The sequence below is a fragment of the Helicobacter sp. MIT 14-3879 genome, assembly GCF_003364125.1.
Genome location: NZ_NXLP01000025.1, coordinates 1 through 19,642, shown reverse-complemented (window position 1 = coordinate 19,642; position 19,642 = coordinate 1). Strand labels below are relative to the sequence as shown.

Genomic DNA, 19,642 nt, shown 5'->3' with positions numbered 1-19,642 from the left:
ATATTATTAAGAGTAAAAAAGGGATTTGAAAGATAGAAAGAGATTTGATAAGATTAGAATATGTAAAGAATACAATACAAGAATTAAAGAGAAAAAAGAGAATCAATCCATTCAAAGAGAGAACAAAGAATAAATAAGAAACACAACAAGGAATACTCCTTGTTGTGTTTCTCTTGTGAAGGGTGAAGAACAATTCCATACATTCATATTCATTATAAGAAGTTTTAATTTACTATAATGAACATGCTTAGGGATTTCGATTTCTATCCCCGCATGAATCACATTAAAACTAGCCTCTCCTTGCACACAACAATATAGCATTAATGTTTAACCCACTCAATCTCTCTATCATAAAAAATAACTTTTAAGTACTCTAGCGCACAGAATCTTGGGGAAGATACATGATAAAACGATGACTCGCTGTATAACTATGGAACAATAAAATTATTTTTACAATTTGCATATCTAGTATGACAAGCAATTATTGGGCTTATCTGTTGAAGAATCTAATTTGAATCCAGCCTGCAATAAAGTATGCAAATGCACAACACCCTCTAAAACATTATGCGCACTCACAATAGGTAAAATTTGAATCTTAGAATCTTGCATGATGTTTAATGCTTGAATTGCTAGGGTATTAGAATCCTTTATCACTTTTGGTGTTTTAGTCGCATAATCAAAAGCTCGAGATTCCAAACTAAAATGTTTATCAAACATAGCCCTACGCAAATCACCATCACTTAAAACCCCCAATAGACACTGATTGGAATCCACAAAGAAAGCGCTACCCAATCGCCCTTGCGTCATAGTAACAATGGCTTCTTTCAAACTGTTTGTGGTACTTAATAGGGGCAAGTTGTGTGTTTGCATAATATCTGAAACCTTGACAAATAATTCACGTCCAAGGCTACCACCCGGATGAAACATAGCAAAATCTTCTTTACTAAAATTTTTTGCACGCATGAGACAAATAGCAAGGGCATCTCCCATTGCCATAGTAAGCGTAGTAGAGGTTGTGGGAGCAGCCTGTATCGGACAGGCTTCTTGAGTAATTGTAATGGGCAAAAAATAATCCCCCATAAGCGACATTGTAGAATCTTTTGCCTTTGAGAAAGTAATGATAGGAATCTTTTGTCGTTTAATGTGGGGTAAAATATTGATGATTTCTTCACTCTCGCCACTGTAGCTGATAGCTAGAACGCAATCTTTAGAGTCTAGCATACCCAAATCACCGTGCATTGCCTCTGTGGGATGAATAAAAAAACTTGGGGTGCCCGTGCTAGAAAATGTAGCCGCAATTTTTTGGGCTACCAAACCACTTTTACCAACACCTATAAGAACTAATTTACCCTGTATATTAAGTAGCAGATTGATAATTGAATCTAAATCGCTTAAATCTCCTTTATATTCACAGAGAGCAAATGCTTCTGCTTGGAGTGCTTGAAGAAAAATGTTTTGAAAATCTAATGCTTGCAAAGCCATCTCCTCAATGTTATTTAATTCTAAGGAACACTTAAGCAAAGCATAATCTTTGATAACCTATCAACAGCATAAGCCATGATAGATTCTACTGATACTTATAAAGCCTAAAATAAATAAAGATTTGCTCTGTGTGAATTCCAAAAAATATCTGCATTATAGCTTATTACCTAATAATTTATTGATGCCGATTAAAAATTTTAAATTGCATTATACCAAAAACTTTTTAGCCCGTCTCCAGCGATTAAGCAAAGAAGTGGTTTGATTTTATCTAGGCTAAATGTGGGTTAAATATCTCTAAGTTTTGATTCTCTATCAATCCATTCAAAAGTCCAACACAGTAGATTATGGGTGATTAAAGAAATCATAAATGGATATTCAACCTTTATGATGTTATCTGGCATAACACTAAACACACCACACCAAGCATCTGTCAATAAAGCTATATCGATTTCTGAATCTCTTTTGGAACACAGATTCCAAAGACAGACGATGAATAAAGTGGATAGCTTAATCCTTGCTTGAGCAATATCAACGTAATAGAATCTTAATGAAGGTATTGGTGTGCAAGATTTTGCATATCATAATCAATGTGGCATTATGACATTTATTGAGATAGATGACAAATCAGATTCAATACCGATATTAGTTAAAGCATTATAGAAAACTAAAGTATCCTCACCGTAGCTAAACTCAAAATATCTTGAGAGGAGAACGCATTTAAAAATATTAATCCCTTTTGGGAATAGCACATAGAAGAAAGTAATCTACTTTCATAGTAGAAGTTGGCTAGTAACTGCAAAGGTTGATCGCTATCATTTCATTTTAGCATGAAATCCTTTTAAACAACTTGACAGAATATATCACGTGCAATTTACGTGATATATTTATTTCTTATCAACGTTGTCTTGGGCTTACCTCTAGCTCATTGCGTTAAGAATCTCTCTTGATAACTTTCAAGCATAGAATATTTGCTTACCAATTCATCTATTTAAGTGCAGTTTAGGAGGGATTAAAAGAATCATGCAGCTAGCATTATTAAGTCTTAATTGTTAGCTATTTTATGTATCAAGAATCCTCATGCCTATAAATATCATATCTGTGAAGAATAAGAAAAATAACTAAAAGGCTCTTGCAGTATATACGCAAACAAACTTGCTAATCATAAGCTAAATCTCTACAGAATAAGTCATTTAGTGTAGATTTGTATCTTGATACTATGGAATCAAAATGCAAATCTATTTCCTTGTATCATGAATCAAACATTGATTCTTTGCAATTTCTTTATGAACCAATAACCAAACCATATAGTCATTATGCTTGATAATTATTCTTTATTTGATTGGGCGATTTGCTTAAGAAAGTGATTAAAGCTTGAAAGGATTTTCAATGACTTTTTTGCTATCTATAACATAAGGAATAAGTGCCATATGTCTAGCACGTTTAATGGCTACTTCTACTCTCTCTTGCCACTTTTTGGAATTGCCCGTTAATCTTCTTGGCATAATTTTGTATCGCTCTGACAAGGAATGTTTAAGCATTTCAATATCTTTATAATCGATAAACTCAATTTTTGCTTCTGTATATTTGCAATATTTTTTAGAATATTTTTTACGTTCCATCATTTATCCTTTTAATGAAATAAACAATCTTTTATAAGATTTAAGAAAATCTAATCACATTACATTGTCTTAAATCTTAGTTGTTCACTGCTTAAATATTGTTATCCTGTTCGATACAGAGACGCGATCTTTATAAGAAATCAAAGATTCAAAATGTCAAAAAGGAATTTCTTCATCGCTATCAACATTAATTTCTGGTAAATCTTGACTGTAGCTTTGCGTATTGCCATTATTTGACGTGCTATGAATATTTTGTCCTTCCAAATAAGTGTTAGAGGTTTGGGTATTGGGAATGACGTGTTGTGCTGTACTTGTAGGATTTCCATGAATCTGATTGGGGTAATAGGGATTTGCAGGTTGTCCATAGGTGTTGTGTGTTTGATTGCCGTATCCTCCTGCATAATCCTGTGCCCAATCACCTTGTGGTGTGGCATATTGTCCTTGTGGCTTAGAATCTAACATCTGCATATTTTCAGCTATGACAGTGTGTTTGCTCCTCTTATTTCCCTGTGAGTCTTGCCAAGCCTCATAATGTAACCGACCTTCTATGAGAATCTTAGAACCCCTTTTAAGATATTGATTTGCTACTTCAGCACTTCTTCCAAAAAGAGTAACATCGATAAAACATACCTCTTCATTAGGAGTACCGTCTTGTTTTTTATATTTACGGTTACTTGCCAAACCAATGGTTGCAATAGCTGTTCCTGTATTCAGATAACGTAGTTCAACATCGCGAGTAAGATTGCCTAAAATAATTACTTTGTTAAACATAATTTAACCCTTACGCAATAAAGCTTATTGTCTTTTATTTATATGCCGCTTTAAGAGGCGGTTTTATTAAGAGATACTCATAGATTATGATCTTGTTCTAATGATTTATTCTCTGTATGATGTTCTTTGGAATCTTGAGGCTCTGTATTCTCTATGCTCTCTGAATCTGTACTCTTTTGATGGGTTTCATCTTTTTTGAGAGTTTTTTGTTTTTCAGGTTTTTTATTTGCCCTATCAACAAGCGTCTGCCATGATTTTTGTTCTCGTTTAGTCTCATAACGGATAACAATAAAACGCAAAATTTCTTCATGAATCCTATACAAACGCACAAGTTCTGTTACTAATAGGGAATCTGCTCTAAAATAAATCACAAAGTAATAACCCCTATAATGTTTCTTAATCTCATACGCAAGTGTGCGCATACCCATATCTAAACAAGTTTCTATTTCGCCACCATTTTTTGTAATCACTTCCTTGAAGAATTCAATCTTTGATTTGATTTCTTCTTCTACCAAAGTAGGCTTAATGATAAACATGGTTTCATAATGACGTTTATTGACTTTGTGTTCGCTCATATATATATTCTCCTTGTGGTTAAAGTTCTAGTCCCTAAAAGTGTGTTTGGATAGAACAAGGCATAAAATAAAAAGGCTAGATTATATCATAAAATCTCTTGAATTGCAACTAAATACTGCATGCTCACATCTTTTCCATGAAATTGTGCATTGCGCCAAGCATTCAATAAATCAAATAGCATAAGATATTTTTGTGTCGTAAGCTTAAGGCTTCTTTTACTCCAAATCTCCAAAATATGTGCTGGCGGTTGATAACCTAAAGCCTGCTTACAATCCATACTCCCATATTGTCTTGAATGCCCATAGAGTTTAAAAAGGATATAGAAATAACGATGTAATTCTCGCAATAACTCCGTATTATCTACCCCTTCATCATGCAGAGTATGTAAAATCTTAGCAAGATTATTTCTTTTGTCAAAGAGTGCGTTGAGCAAAAAGTCTATATTCACATTGCCTAAACTGTAACTTAGTTCATCAATTAGCTGCTTATCAATAGATGAATAATAGATGAATTTTTCTAATTCACTGTAAGCAATAGAGAGGTCATAATATTGAATTGTAAGCAGGTATTCAAGTAAGTTGGAATTTATAGGAAGCTGCAATTCTTTTGCCCTTTTGCTTAAAATCTGCAACATTTCAGATAATGAGGGATTGTAGAGTCGTACTTCAAAGACTTCTTTAAATTTATTGGTTGGTTTAAAAAGGGCACTCATAGCTTTAAAGCGTTTTGCATACTCCGTATCGCTGATATTAGGAGATTTATGAAGTTCAACAATTAAAAAGCTATTAGGATTATGAGTGAGAGTAGAAAAAATTTCTTGAAGTTGTTTTTTATTGAAAACATTATAATGTTTGATGACTAGAGAGCTTTTCTCTCCAAAGAGATTGTTTGTTCCTAAGAATCCAAGTACTTGCTCGTGATGATAATCCCCAAAGTAAAAGGTGGAGATATTGCCTTCAAGTTTATTTTGTATCATTTTGGAATAATAATTAATAAGAAATTCATTTTCACCGTAGAGAAGAATGCAACGTGGTAAGTCTGTTAAAAGCATTTTTTCTAAGCCATTTCTTGTCATATTCTTACTCTTTGTGGTGTTGAATTTTATCCTGAGTATTCTAAACTATATTGATGCTTGCCTATTGCACAATCAGTCTGTATCCATGCCCAAATATTTTGTATTGGCAGAATCTCACAGAAGATTCTGTTTTTACATGTGAATCTATATAGCTCAAGGAGAGATAAGGGTTAAACAATAAAGTTCACGGGTTACTTCGTCATAATGAGAGTGGTAGAATTATCCAAAGTAAAGTATTTCTTTGCAACCTCTTGTATCTTTTTAGGATTCAAATCATTAAGATTTTTTTCATAATATAGTAAAGGCTTGATGTCTCCACGCACAAAGTAAGAGCCAAACAACCCAGCTACCGAACTAGCACTTTCCATGCTATAAATAAATGCTGCACGTGTATTGGTCTTAACCTTGTCTAATTGGTCTTGTGCAATCAAAGTTTTCTTAAGTTTTTCAACTTCTTTTAAAATTTCAATCTTTAAATCATTAGCTTTTATTCCCGCATTACCCGTTGCAATGATAATAAACATACCCTCATCAATCAAGCTCATATTATAAACACTTACGGCAGAAGCAAGCTTGAGTTTATCGGTCAGCAAAGCAGATAGAATAGCACTTTTGCCATTGCCCAAAATATCGCTGATTGCTTCTAGGGCAACCTGATCTTCATGGTTAAATTGAGGTACTTTAAATCCCATCATCAACCATTCAATACCACCTGTATCTTTTTTAATAAAAGCTTGCCTTGCTCCATCTTGCTTAGGTTCGACCGTCTTAACTTGCGGAATTTCGCCTGTGTTTTTAATATTGCCAAAATATTTTTCTGCCCCCTCAAAGACTTTAGAAGATTCTATATCTCCCGCAACAATAAGAATAGCATTTTGAGGTTGATAATAAAGACTATGAAAGGCTTTAATATCCTCGAGATTCCATGATTGTATGTCATTCATAAAGCCAATAGGAGTCCAATGATAAGAATGATAGACATAGGCAGTATTAAAGAATCTAAAGAAAAGATAACCACCAGGAGAATTATCTGTGCGCCATAATCTCTCTTGAGCAACTACATTGCGTTCAGATTGAAATTCAGAATCCACAAACAAAAGATTCTGCATAAGTTCTGCAAAAAGTTCTAATGATTTATCAAGATTATCTGCACTTGACTTAATATAGTAACGTGTGTAATCAAAGCTTGTAGAGGCATTATCAGTTCCACCCATTTTTTTAACAATTTCATCAAATTCACCTGCACGTAGATTTTTTGTTGTCTTAAAGTTTAAATGTTCCAACATGTGCGCTATACCGCTTTTCCCCATGATTTCATTGCGAGAACCAACCTTATAAAATACATTCGTTTCGATAACATTACTATTATTTTTCAGAGGAATCACAATAATTTGCAAACCATTTCTCAATGTTTTCGTTTCGTATTGAGGCAGGACACTACCCAGTGCTAAACTACTCATAATGACTCCTAATAATACTAACTTCCATGCCTTATACATATATTCTCCGTTACGCGATTTCTTTCCCAATTGCTTCTGTGATATTGCTAAATCCGTCGGCTATGAGTTTCTCATGCAGTTCTTTATTGATTCTTGCAACCAATGAAGGACCTTGATAGATAAGAGCGCTCATAATTTGCACTAGAGATGCCCCCATTTTAATACGCGTATAAGCTTCATTAGAATCGCTAATACCTCCTAATGAAATGAGAGTTGTTTTTCCAAAAAAGTGCTTTGCCAAAATTCTAAAAACTTCTCGTGATTTCTCGCATAATGCCCTGCCGCTAATTCCACCTACATTTATCCCGTCTTTTTGTATAGGATTAGCAATGACACTATAATCGATTGTAGTATTCGTTGCAATGATACCATTGACACCACACTCTATTGCCTTTTGACATACTGCTAGCATAGTATCTATTTCCATGTCTGGAGAAATCTTTATAAAGAGTGGTTTTTGTGTAATGCCTCTTGCCATATTTAATAATTCACCCACGAAGTTTTCATTTTGTAAATCGCGTAAATTAGGAGTATTAGGTGAGGACAGATTAAAAGCAAAATAGTCGCCATAATTTTTTAATTCCTCCAAACTAAGTTCATAGTTTTTTAAAGAATCTGCTAGAACAAGATTTTTGTTTTTTCCTATATTAATGCCTAAAGGCACGGTAAAAGGATAATGTTTCTTAAGGTTAGCAAGCATGCCGCGTACGCCTATATTATTAAAACCCAAAGTATTTTGAATGCTCTCTTCTGCTACATGTCGGAAGATTCTGGGTTTAGGATTGCCCTCTTGGTGCATTTGTGTAATGCTGCCTAATTCTAAGAATCCAAAACCAAGCCCAGCCAAGCCGCGTACAAATTCTGCATTTTTATCAAAACCACTTGCAAGACCGATGGGATTATAAAAATGCAGACCATGAATATCTTGTGCGAGATTCTTATACACACGGCAATAAGAATTTGCTAAAAAAGATTCTAAAAAGGGGATTTTGGGTGGAATTAACATGAGTTTTGTAACAAAATTATGCGCATTTTCTGGTTCCATTTTAAAAAGCATAGGCTTTATTTTTTGATAAAAGCTCATATTTCTCCTTTTAGCTTGCAGTTTCATTTAAATCATCAATTATAACCTAAAAGATTTGAAAAATAGTCAAAAATTAATTTCACCTGTTTTTAAAAATTATCTTAATTTTTCCTTGTTCATCAATCATTCAAAACCGATATAATAAGCCATGCTCTCAAAATAACGCATTCCTAATTCATGAATTTGCGTTATTCAAACACACAAAAATAAGACAAGATTATCTCAAAAAACTTTTTCTACTTATACCTAACATTTTTTTGAAAGAGAATTAGTTTGGCATTGCTAAAATTTGTTCTATAAGAGTAAATACTTAAATCCAAACTCTAAAAGTTTTTTGTATAAAATTCTTTTTAGCATTATTAATACTCTACTCATTCTGTATTATTAACCGCTTACATGATAGAGAATTTGATACAACACAATCAAAGAGATTCAAGACTTATAAAGACTTCATCGCTCTCATAGCCCCTCATAATTAAAATATTACAGGTTCTTAAGCAAAGACAAAGGATTAAAATACATTATACTCAAATAATATTGATTAGAATATTGAATTAAAGAAATTAAATCTTACTAAAGAATCTGTGTGCCTTATTAAAGAAACTTCAGAAGTATGTTTTTAAAAAGCCATGCTTAAATCAGGAAACCCCATGTTCTCCATATCCTTAAGAGCATGAGGTGGAAAGATTTGTTAGAAAAATAAATACAATAACACATCATTATAAGGTATGCAACACACTTGTTGTTTCTTGCAGATTTATCTCATATTATAAATGATTTTGCTCAAATCTCTTTTGCTAATAACAATAATCTAAAAATTGCTATTTAGCTCTTTTAACACAGAATCAAAAGGTAAATATGAGGTATAAATTCTCACAACCTTTCACAACACAAGTGGTAGCTCAAACCCTCAATTTTCTAAACATGATTGTTGTTTAACGCAATCTTATCCTCAAGAAAATCTTTATTCTGAATTTTTTGCCTTAGTTGCCCGCAAGCCGCATTAATGTCTAAGCCTCTGGATTCTCTAATAGTGGCAACAATACCCCTTTCATAGAGATAATCCGCAAAAAGCTTTAACTTTTCTCTCCTTGGACGCTCAAACACGCTGTCGCTATGTGGATTGAAAGGAATGAGATTGACTTTAGCGCGGAATCCATGCAAGAGTTTGACAAGCTTTTTAGCATGTTCTAAGCTATCATTGACATCTTTGAGAACAAGATATTCAAAGAGGATTCTCTTACGCGCTTGCAGAGGAAATTTCTTCAGAGATTCTAGGACTTTAGCAATGTTATAAACTTTATTCATAGGAATAAGCTTACTTCGCAAACAATCATCCACAGCATGCAAAGAAAGTGCGATTTGTACTCCCAGATTCATCGCCCCTAGCCTTTCGATTTGAGGAACAATGCCGCTTGTAGAAATAGTCTGTCTCCTTGTTGCAATATTTAAGCCATCTTTATGACTGATGATTTTGATTGCTTTTGCAACATTTTTCAAGTTATCTAAAGGCTCTCCCATGCCCATAAAGACGATATTGACACTCTTATGAGAATCTATATGATTATCACGTTTTAAGAACACGACTTGCTCGACTATTTCGCCTGCATTCAAATTTCTCACAAAGCCTCCTTTAGCAGTTGAGCAAAAAACACAGCCTACTCTGCAACCCACTTGACTAGAGAGACAAAAAGTATATTTTTCACTTTTGAGAATCTTACCGTCATCATCAATGACCTTTTCACGCATTAAGATAAAAACGGATTCAAAGAGAAGATTATCGTGCGTTTGGAAGAGATATTTTCTTGTTCCGTCGCTGCTTTGCTCAATGTGTCTGACTTGTAAATGCGAGATTCTAAATACAGAAGCCAATCTTTCTCTATGTGCCTTAGCAATATTGCTCATGGAATCAAAATCTAGCACATATTTATTATAAAGCCAACCATATATTTGTTTTGCACGAAATTTTTCTTGCAGTTTCTCTGAGTGAGAATGATGAAGTGTCTCTATTGCAAATATTTCTTCGGGAAGAAATGCGTAGATATTATGTTTTGTAGATTCTGTATCTGCATATTGAGATTTTTGTTTGGAATCTTCATCTATTTCATATTGCACATTTATTCCTTAGATTTAAACATTTGTAGGTTGTATGCCCTTATTATCTGCTTTCACTGTTTCTAAAAAATCAATTAATCTTGCTGCGCATGCCATATACACTTTACTTGCATGGCTATCTGGCATATAAAAACTAATAGGCTTACCTGCATCGCTAGATTCTACAATTTTTGGCTCTAAGGGAATCTTAGCTACTATTTCTGTGCCAAATTCACTTGCGAGATTCTTAGCATTCCCCTTGCCAAAAATATCATATATTGTGTTGCAACTAGGGCAGAGAAACCCACTCATATTTTCAATGATACCAAAGATTGGAATCTGACACTTACTAAACATATCAAGCGCGCGAAATCCATCATCAACTGCCACCATTTGTGGCGTTGTTACATTAATGCCAGCTCCCACAGGCACACTTTGTGCTATGGTAAGCTGCGCATCACCTGTTCCCGGGGGCATATCCATTATCAACATATCAAGTTCTCCCCAATCCACATCTTGAAGTAATTGCGTAATAGCCCGCATGACTAAAGGACCGCGCCAAACAAGGCTCTCTCCTCTCCCATAAAGCACACCCATGCTTATCATTTTAATCCCAAATTTTTCTAAGGGAATAAGTTTTTTACCATCTTGGCTTACCTGCGGACGCATATCCTCTAGCCCTAACATACGCGGAATATTAGGACCATAAATATCAGCATCGAGTAAGCCGACTTTTTTCCCGCTTTTAGCTAAAGAAATCGCAAGATTCACACTTGAGGTTGATTTACCTACACCGCCTTTGCCACTGCTCACCATAACAAAATGTTTTATATGAGGAGCAATATTTTTTGTTTGTTGTGCAGCTTGTTGTCTGCTTTGTTTTTGTGTATTAGGAGTATGAGTTTCTATATCAAGATTAGTAAAGCCTAAATGTTTGGTTTCTTCTAGCACTCTCCTTTTTACTTCCGCGATAACTTCTTCGTTACCTGATGGAATCATAATCTTTATGTAACCCACATTATTATTAATCTGAATATCGCTAACAAAACCAAAATGTACAATATCTTTTTCAAAATTGGGATAAATAACTTTTTTAAGAGATTCTAAAACTTGTTCTTTTGTAATGATTTTTTGCATTATCTTCCTTTTGATTAAAAATATTGGCTAATTTTATCGTAAAGATTGGAATTTATTATGCTTTTGATATAATAATAGTTGAAGTTCAGCTTTAAAAGGCGTGTAGTTACATGATTTATATTCTGAAATCTGATAATGACCCTATCGCTACTCAAGATAGCCTATTGCATCATGATAATGTCCATTTACTTTCGCTATTGGCAATCCAATTTCATGATTTTGAGATAAATCCTGAAGAGATTAACAAAACAGATTATTTGCTTTTTACTTCTAAAAATGCACTTAAAGCAGTTATTAACCATCCATGTTTTACTGCACTGCACGCAAAACCAGCTTTTTTCATTGGAGAGGAAAGTAAAAGAATATGGTTAGAAAAAGGCGGCACACACGCCCTATCACCCAAAGATTTACAAGATGGAGAATGCGTTAGCGGAGAACAATTCGCCAAACTTATCGCGCCTCTTGCAACGGGCAAGCAAATCCTCTATATACGGGGTAAAGATAAGGCAACAGACTTTAGTAAAATTCTTTGTGATTCATTTATACAAGAGGTTATTGTGTATTCCAGCGTAGAATCTGTTACACCTCAACTTCATAATACAGAATCTCAAAGCATGCCAATATCTCCCAACGATACCTTTGCAGATGAAAGCATTTTTATTTTTGGTTCGCCTAAGCATTACAGAACTTTTTGTAAATATTACAGATGGAATCCCTCGTGGCTTGCTATTTCCTTAGGCGACACAACCTTTAAATCCTTTGACGAAGACATACGTAAGCTCAATGCAAGGGGAAATTTTCAAAAAGCATTACAAGCCGCTCAAGCCCTTTGTAACACAACACCTCTGCAACACAGTCTGTCTGCTGATAATACCTCACACTAAAAATTATGAAAAAATTAAAGAATCATTCAGCAACTTGTCGCATTAAACCACGTAAAACTTTAACCAATAAATTCCTTGATGGGCGCACAGTAAAAAGATTAGATTCTCTTACAAACACAGAATCTAACAATAAAGGTTTCCTTATCGCGAGGCTTAAGGCTTTTATCACGGATATGTTTCTAATCAATATGCCATTATTGTATATTGTTACCTATGTAATCTTAGACGGCAAAGAGGATTTTTTAAACAATCAAATAGCAATTGCACTTTGTGGAGGAATCTATTGTTTAATCCTCTTTTTGTTTTTGTGGATAGCAGGTCAGACGCCGGGGTTTCGCTATGCGGAAATTATGCTAGTCAGCCTAGATTCTCATCAAAAGCAAAAATTGTCTCAAGAAAAAAAATCTCACGTCAATACAAACTCTACAGAATCTCATTCTCCTAGCAAACCAAAAGCTTGGCAAGCTTTTGTTTTTATTGTTGTCTGGCTTATAGAATTGAGTATGTTTCTGTGGATAATTTACTTCTTACGTAAGGATAAAAGAAGCTTACACGAAATTGCATCTGACACGAAAATTATCTATAAGGCGAATCGTCCAAAAATCTCCATAAACAACAAGAGATTGTCTCAACCATGAATAAGAGTTATGTCAAAGACATTGCATATCTCATAGAATCTAAAACTCTATCTATGGGTATTTGATAAGTTTGCAATATCATCAAAATTATCATAGCAGCAACCCTTAAACTATCAGACTTGATTCTGCAAATTGTTATCCTAACACTTGAGGACTAAAGAATTTCAAGCTAATCGTTGCTATGAGTGCAAGGAAGCAATCTATAATCCTAGAATCTGCCTACACACAGGATTAAGATTCAAGCAAACATTATTACATCTGTGAGATTACTACAATTAATAAGTCAAAGGTTTAAAGCGTTGCATACGTCCGCATAAAATGCAGTGAATCTTTGTCCAATGCCAATTCTAAGGATAAATTCATTATATAGGCTCATATTTACACTTACAAATGTTGTCTATTTGTCATTTTTGCTTACTTAGCTCATGAAGTCAAGATTGCACATTATATCATGAAGCAATAACATGCAGCAAAAAGGTAAATCCCAATAAATAAAGCCACAAGCTGAAAAATAGGCATTGCCACAAACACGTCAGCCCCCTAGCAACGCATGCCTATACTTGCATGTGCGATAGAGAATCCTAGACTCTCACCCTACTCTCACAACATCAGTAGATAAAGAATCTTACACATAAAGAGAGATTTCTAGCCAATCTTTGAAACACAATAATCGATTATCTAGGCTAGATTACGGTCAATCCAAGAATTTATCGTAATACTTCTCTCCATAAAGGAATAATTGCTTCTTGACTAAATTTTTTGCGTACATAATCTCGCGCACATTGCCCCATAGATTCTAAGAGTTCTTTATTGACCATAAGCTGCAAGACTTTGCCAGCAAAGCTCTGCAAATCATTGTCAGGGATTAAAAAACCACTCTTTTCATGCTTGATTATATCACTAGGACCACTAGCAATATCAAAAGCCACAGCAGGCAGCCCCCAAGAATTTGATTCAAGCAAAACCATAGCAAATCCCTCAGAGTAACTTGTGAGACAAAAAATATCGCTAGTTACATAAGCTCTTTCTATGTCTTCTCTGAAATCCTCTATCCGCACAAAATCACCTAAATCTAAAGCATGTATTTTCTTCTGCAATGCCTCTTGCAATACACCGCTTCCAATAATCAACCACTCCCAATCTTCACAAACATGTTGCTTATAGATTGGGCTATCTGCAATAATCTTAGCAATATCAAGCAACCTAAAGAATCCTTTAATATCGCCCTTACCCATACTTCCAACAGAGAGAATTCTCCTTTTATGTGTGTCGCTATGAGATTGCAATAAAATGTTTGAAGACGGGAGAGATGAGAGAAAATTAGGAATAATTCTAATATCATGATGATATTTTTTCCATATAAGCAATTCTTTGGGAGAAAGGATAATCATACTATCAAAGAGTTTGAATGAGATTCTAGCTTTTTTGGGTGCTCTCATGTGCCATAATCTAAGATAGTCAATACCCTTAACCTTAAATATAGGGACAAATAACCCATCATTAGCAAGCAGCTTTATCTCTTCATTTTTGGAATCTTCAGCGGCTTTTATTAATATTTTATGTATCCTATAACTCAAATAGAATCGATGTAAGGTTTTTATGCACAATTTTTTTAGAGGATTCCTGCTTGGTTGTGTATTGCTAAGATAAACAATGCTTACACGCGATTGTGCTTGCTGCATGAGAGGATAAAAGGGATTTGTGCGTGTGCGATAAAAACTTATAAGGGTAATATGCAGGTTACTTAATGGAGAATCTGTTTTTAAGGATTCTTCTACCAGCGCATTGACAAGATTAATGCACACACGCTCACCTCCTCCTCTCTCTGTAATATCTTTAACTGTGATAAAAAGATACATAAACGCTCCTTGGAATGAATAGAATCTCACTAAACACATTTCATTGTATCTTAGTCTCCCAAACTTTTAACAGAAAGATATAAATCTTAGCCAAGAAAGCTAGGGTCATGCAATAAAAACACAAAGGATTGAGAATACAATCAAGTTTGCTTCTGCCCCAATAAAGAGTGAGAGTTACATTAAGATTTTATTTTTTGTGTGCTACACAATATGGATAAAAGATTTTGTATTCTCTATCTTTTTTATTATTTCAGTTTAAAGAGACAATATTATTTCCAAACATGAGCAACAAGGATTTACTAGACTATCTCTTGTTGAAAAATGATGTCAATTGATTGCCCTTACAAAAGGCATATAAGAATTTTGTAAAAGTAAGGTGAATTGATGCAGACATGTTGAATAAAGTCTTGATTGAATATGAAGTACTAGAATACTTAGCAGCTACATACTCAACATGCCTGCAAAATCATTTTCTATCTTTATGGAATCTAATGCCGCAGCAATCTGCCCGCGATGATGAATAGAATGATTGAGAATGGCTAATAGCATTTGTGCGCGACTCTTTTTAAATGCAACGTTCGGAAAACTTAATGTTTCAACTTGATGAAAATTATTGATATTTTCTATGATTTCAATCATTGCCGTATCAATTTGCGCGCTTATGCTTTCAATAGATTCAATACTCTCTTTTTCTATCTCAAGATTTTTGTATTCTAATAGCCTATTAAGATTTGCGGGTTTATTAGTGGCATACACACTAAATTCCTTAAGAAAGATTCCAATATTTGCCGAAATATTGTGTTTTAATGTTTTAAGAATAGTACCAAAATAGAGGCAACTGTATGTTTGCTCCAAACTTTGTCTATCAAGCTTTTTTAAAACATGAAACATATTGTTATTAGCAAATTGATTGTATTTTGCCTGTAAAAGTAGAGCCTCTTGCATAAATAATCCTTGAAATAAAATAAAGCTGTATTATAACACAACAATTGAGGAATGACATATCAGAGAAGCTTGCTATCAGTGTGGCATCGATGCTATATGCTGTAGATACCCATAGCAAAAAGAGAGAATACTCGCGCTAAACAATAGATGTTTATTTACATTTAACATCGTATCATAAATGAGAATGTTGAAAGATTCTTAACACTAAAGAATCTAAAAAGCCTTAAAGCGATAGTTTAGCCCTAATATAGCTGCAAAATGATCATATTGATTTTTTGAGACGTGGAATAAAGCAAATGTTCCACTTTCTGATAAGTATCTAAATGTAAGTTTGGCAAAAAATCCCAAAGAATTCCTCTTAGTCAAAATCCTATCTTCTGAAAATAAAATAGCTATACCGTGAAAGAAAGAAGTTGTTGTTATTAAGTCATTAGTAACTCTATAGGGAATCCCTACATCATAGCCTAATCCCACACGCGTATAATATTTGCTCCCACGATAAGAATAATAAAGTGCGGGAGTAAAAAAATGCAACATTTGCCTTTGTGCGCTATCTGGAACTAAAGAGGAATAATCAAATTCATATTCTAAACCCGCCTCTATGCCGTGTCCTTTTGGATAGCGATAACCATAAAAAAGAGAAATGCCCGGAACTGTCATAATCCCCAATGCAGCAGCCTTGACTTTATAAGTAACGGGACGATTCAATAAAGTAAAACTTACATTTGTCTCTTTCTCGGCGGTAAAATACGCTCCCGCACCGAATTTTGCATAAATAAGTATTGAGCTTCCACTACTTTTATACTGTCTGTTGTCGCTAACTATGGGGGGGGGGGGGCGATGACGTGCTTGCTGCATGAGCATACAGCATGGAGCTTGCAATAATGCTGAATAAAGCTGATTGTTTCATATCTATCCTTATGCTGATTTCGTAAGCGAAGATTATAACATAAAGTTGTTGCCTTCTGCATAACACAAGCAACCTATCAATATCTTATAGCACTTAACTGTGCAAAGAACATAAAATGTTACTGAATTCAGTCATTAAGTATTCTTCTTCACAAATGTAAAATCTCTCTCTACCTATCTACTCTACTACAACAAGACACTCATAGATTCTGCCAATATGATTGATCTCCTCAAAGAGAACAATATTTTGTTGAAAGAGATAGGGCATATCATTGCCTTATCTCTTTTGGTTTTAAATAAAAACGATGACAAGCAATTTCAAGACTAATATCCAAAAATAAACTTTAGATAAAATGTTAAGAAGAATATTGCTTAACCCCTTTTTTTGTCGCAATGAATCTATGAATGGGTGCTTGCAACATTTGGATATAAGGAATCACAGTGATGAAAGACATAACAATCACCTTGCCTCATACTGTTTTTACTGTTTTGCAAACCTTAGAATCTCATGGATTTGAAGCCTGTATTGTGGGAGGATGTGTGCGAGACATTCTACGTGGAATCTTGCACAACAAATTGATTCTGCCAAAAGATTGGGATATTGCTACTGATGCCACATCTGCACAAGTGATAGAAGTCTTTAGCAACAATCCTTGTTTCCGTATTATCCCGATAGGATTGCAGTATGGCACATTGGGAATATTGCAAGAATCTTCCTACCAAAAAAACCCCATCATAGAAGTAACAACCTATCGTATAGATGGGCGGTATAGCGACAGTAGAAAACCAGATAATGTGATATTCACAAGAAGCCTAGAGCGAGATTTAGCAAGAAGAGATTTTAGTATCAATGCTATTGCTTGTTCCTTGAAAAGTGCCAATTCCCTATCAAACAATAAAGACGCACCTATTTCTTGTCTGATGCAAATTCATGATTATTTTCAAGGGATACAATCTTTGAAAACACACCTTATTGCTTGTGTAGGAGATGCTTTGGAAAAACTACAAGAAGACGCATTAAGGATTATGCGTGCCTTACGTTTTAGCGCGACATTAGAGCCTCATTTTGATATTGATTCTGTAACAAAAAAAGCAATGTTTAGCCAAAAAACCAAGCTCTCATATATTGCAAAAGAGAGAATCCAAATGGAATTTAACAAATTACTGTTAGGAAAATATGCCACACAAGTAGCCCTGTATTATAAAGAAATCTTGCATGTTATTTATCCTGAAATTGCTCTCTTATCCTATCAGCAATACACAATCAACATGCGCGCATTGCAACATGCCTCAGATAGACTAAGTGTGAGATTAGCTCTTTTTTTCAATAACACTCCTTTCTGTCTATCTAAAATGGCACAAGAGATGACAATAACTAAGCATACCAATAAAAAAAATGGACAAAAATACGCTAACAACTACACACAAACCATTTTTCTTGCATTAAAAAGACTGCGCTATGACAATAAAACGATAAGTGCTAGTATGGCTCTTTTATCATTGCAGCAAGAGAAAATGCCAACTAACAAAATAACTATAAAAAATCTTTTATCGCGTATCGGGACAGAAACATTTTGGTTTTATTTGCAAAACAATATTGCTATTGCTAAAGCATTAGAATCGTGTAGAGATACCCAATCAGATTTTCCCTCATTAGATTCACTCCTTGCAATACAAATTCTGTATCAAGATATTATAGACAAGAAAGAATGCTTTTCCTTATCGCATCTTGATGTAAGGGGTGATGATATATTGGCTATGATGAAAAATAAATGGACAAACACGGAGAAAATAAAAACGCCAACTATAAATAAAAAACAAGTAGGTATAATATTGCAAAAGCTTTTAGATTATGTTATAGCCAATCATTTAAGCTATCAAGATTCTACAAAAGAAGAATTACTCACATTAGCAGAGACTCTCATTGATTCTTTATAGGCTTTGAATAACTCAATTCCTGAATATTAAGAAAACAACTTGCTATTATCTATGTGTTGTAAGCAGTAAAGTTCTCAAAAAACAGAGTAACATTCTCTACAAATGCAACATGATCTTGATAAATTGCTAAAGCATCAATGCAAAAATCGCAAGAATATTCATACTGTGCTAGGAATACATAAATTGTCTTGATAATCTTGTGTAGTTTAGCCGGAGTGATTTTTAAAAGCGGATTAATAGAGCGCGAGCTTTTTACCTCAATAAAATGTAAAACCCCATTTTTTTGCATGATTAAATCTATTTCGCCATAACGGCTATGAAAATTTTTGGCAATAAAACCAAATCCCTTGCTAGCAAGATATTGCAGGGCAATTTCTTCATATTGCCTCCCTATTCTTACAGAATCTCCCTTTGTTTTTGGCATATTGTATCTTTGACGTTGGATTGGCTACACAATTATAGCTTGTTTGATAAGGATTTGTATAATACATTCTTAATCTACCTGATTAGAGGGGACTTATGCAAGAGCTAGAGAAAATAATAGAATCTACCACACAATGCTTTAAAAGAATCAAGAAACATATTCGAAAAGAAGACGTTGCCTTATCTTTGCGTATCAAATTTCTCAATAAAAAAGACATCGAATTTTTAGAAGAAATCTGTCTGATACATATTAAAAACATTGAGCAAGGCAGCAAAATTGAACAAAATTTCTATGAAGTGCTAGATAATTTTGTCTTTAATAGCCTATTGCAAAAGCAATTCTTTACTAGTTTTGAGATTTTTAAGATTTTGTGTTATAGAATCTCTTTACTCCCAAAGCATTTGTTTGTATGGGAAGCGAAACGTTATTGCCGTAAAATATTATGCGACAATATCACCAAATTTTCTTTTTATAAAGCAAAAAATGCGCTTTGCTTTTTAGCTCCCATGTCCCTGAATGATGCACGTTCTGAAAAATATTTGAATGAGTGCTTAAACATTCTCTTACAACCCAAAGTAGAAATACTTATTGTAAATCCCCTTAATCTTGTTGCGAAAGCTCATGTGTGTACTCCTAAAGTCCTGCAAGAAGAGCTCACAAAGAATCTAAAAATCCTCTTAGAAAATTCTAACGCTAAAACTATTTTTC

Annotated in this window: 16 protein-coding genes and 1 pseudogene; 4 read left to right on the top strand and 13 right to left on the bottom strand. The window is 34.1% G+C overall.

The features are described 5' to 3' along the window. Window positions 1–465: 465 nt before the first annotated feature. The 9 genes from CQA44_RS09100 to CQA44_RS09060 form a co-directional block, all read right to left on the bottom strand. Window positions 466–1,476: a KpsF/GutQ family sugar-phosphate isomerase gene (locus CQA44_RS09100; protein WP_258864975.1), complete on the bottom strand. Its 1,011-nt coding sequence runs from the start codon at window positions 1,474–1,476 to the stop codon at window positions 466–468. Window positions 1,477–2,846: 1,370 nt separating this feature from the next. After that, entirely contained in the window at window positions 2,847–3,101 is a 255-nt protein-coding gene (rpsR, locus tag CQA44_RS09095; protein ID WP_115546943.1) for a 30S ribosomal protein S18, read from the bottom strand. Between the two features lie 156 nt (window positions 3,102–3,257). Next, entirely contained in the window at window positions 3,258–3,872 is a 615-nt protein-coding gene (locus tag CQA44_RS09090) for a single-stranded DNA-binding protein (RefSeq protein ID WP_115546942.1), read from the bottom strand. Between the two features lie 77 nt (window positions 3,873–3,949). After that, window positions 3,950–4,447, bottom strand: a complete 498-nt coding sequence (gene rpsF, locus CQA44_RS09085; RefSeq protein WP_115546941.1) for a 30S ribosomal protein S6 — start codon at window positions 4,445–4,447, stop codon at window positions 3,950–3,952. An 86-nt stretch (window positions 4,448–4,533) separates the two neighbouring features. Next, entirely contained in the window at window positions 4,534–5,523 is a 990-nt protein-coding gene (gene holA, locus CQA44_RS09080) for a DNA polymerase III subunit delta (protein WP_115546940.1), read from the bottom strand. A 191-nt stretch (window positions 5,524–5,714) separates the two neighbouring features. Next, a complete protein-coding gene (locus tag CQA44_RS09075) occupies window positions 5,715–6,983 on the bottom strand; it encodes a pitrilysin family protein (protein WP_115546946.1) in 1,269 nt (422 codons plus the stop codon). A 49-nt stretch (window positions 6,984–7,032) separates the two neighbouring features. Next, a complete protein-coding gene (gene pyrD, locus CQA44_RS09070) occupies window positions 7,033–8,106 on the bottom strand; it encodes a dihydroorotate dehydrogenase (quinone) (RefSeq protein ID WP_115546939.1) in 1,074 nt (357 codons plus the stop codon). A 918-nt stretch (window positions 8,107–9,024) separates the two neighbouring features. Continuing rightward, window positions 9,025–10,149 carry a 23S rRNA (adenine(2503)-C(2))-methyltransferase RlmN gene (gene rlmN, locus CQA44_RS09065; protein ID WP_408941384.1) on the bottom strand — a complete coding sequence of 375 codons (1,125 nt, stop codon included), beginning with the start codon at window positions 10,147–10,149 and terminating at the stop codon, window positions 9,025–9,027. 87 nt (window positions 10,150–10,236) lie between these two features. Beyond that, window positions 10,237–11,337 (bottom strand): Mrp/NBP35 family ATP-binding protein, encoded by a 1,101-nt coding sequence (locus CQA44_RS09060; protein ID WP_115546938.1) that lies wholly within the window; start codon window positions 11,335–11,337, stop codon window positions 10,237–10,239. A 110-nt stretch (window positions 11,338–11,447) separates the two neighbouring features. On the opposite strand from CQA44_RS09060, the gene CQA44_RS09055 reads away from it, so the two are divergent. Then, on the top strand, window positions 11,448–12,221 hold the full coding sequence (locus CQA44_RS09055) for a uroporphyrinogen-III synthase (RefSeq protein ID WP_115546937.1): 774 nt from the start codon (window positions 11,448–11,450) through the stop codon (window positions 12,219–12,221). A 5-nt stretch (window positions 12,222–12,226) separates the two neighbouring features. Further along, the gene (locus CQA44_RS09050) at window positions 12,227–12,859 is read left to right on the top strand and encodes an RDD family protein (protein ID WP_115546936.1); all 633 of its coding nucleotides are present in this window, start codon (window positions 12,227–12,229) and stop codon (window positions 12,857–12,859) included. A 707-nt stretch (window positions 12,860–13,566) separates the two neighbouring features. Here the strand turns inward: CQA44_RS09050 and CQA44_RS09045 are convergent. The 3 genes from CQA44_RS09045 to CQA44_RS09035 all read right to left on the bottom strand — a co-directional run bounded on the left by CQA44_RS09045 (window position 13,567) and on the right by CQA44_RS09035 (window position 16,521). Continuing rightward, window positions 13,567–14,718, bottom strand: coding sequence for a glycosyltransferase (locus CQA44_RS09045; RefSeq protein ID WP_181881850.1), 1,152 nt, complete (start codon window positions 14,716–14,718; stop codon window positions 13,567–13,569). Window positions 14,719–15,159: 441 nt separating this feature from the next. Next, on the bottom strand, window positions 15,160–15,663 hold the full coding sequence (locus CQA44_RS09040) for a DinB family protein (RefSeq protein ID WP_115546934.1): 504 nt from the start codon (window positions 15,661–15,663) through the stop codon (window positions 15,160–15,162). Window positions 15,664–15,876: 213 nt separating this feature from the next. Further along, entirely contained in the window at window positions 15,877–16,521 is a 645-nt protein-coding gene (locus CQA44_RS09035) for a hypothetical protein (protein WP_147289777.1), read from the bottom strand. A gap of 495 nt (window positions 16,522–17,016) precedes the next feature. Here CQA44_RS09035 and CQA44_RS09030 point away from each other — a divergent pair, with 495 nt between their 5' ends. Further along, window positions 17,017–18,510 carry a CCA tRNA nucleotidyltransferase gene (locus CQA44_RS09030; RefSeq protein ID WP_115546932.1) on the top strand — a complete coding sequence of 498 codons (1,494 nt, stop codon included), beginning with the start codon at window positions 17,017–17,019 and terminating at the stop codon, window positions 18,508–18,510. A gap of 49 nt (window positions 18,511–18,559) precedes the next feature. On the opposite strand, the gene CQA44_RS09025 is transcribed toward CQA44_RS09030, so the two are convergent. After that, window positions 18,560–18,934, bottom strand: a complete 375-nt coding sequence (locus CQA44_RS09025) for a YraN family protein (RefSeq protein ID WP_115546931.1) — start codon at window positions 18,932–18,934, stop codon at window positions 18,560–18,562. A 95-nt stretch (window positions 18,935–19,029) separates the two neighbouring features. Here CQA44_RS09025 and CQA44_RS09020 point away from each other — a divergent pair. Then, window positions 19,030–19,642: pseudogene (locus CQA44_RS09020) on the top strand (hypothetical protein); the annotation flags it as partial.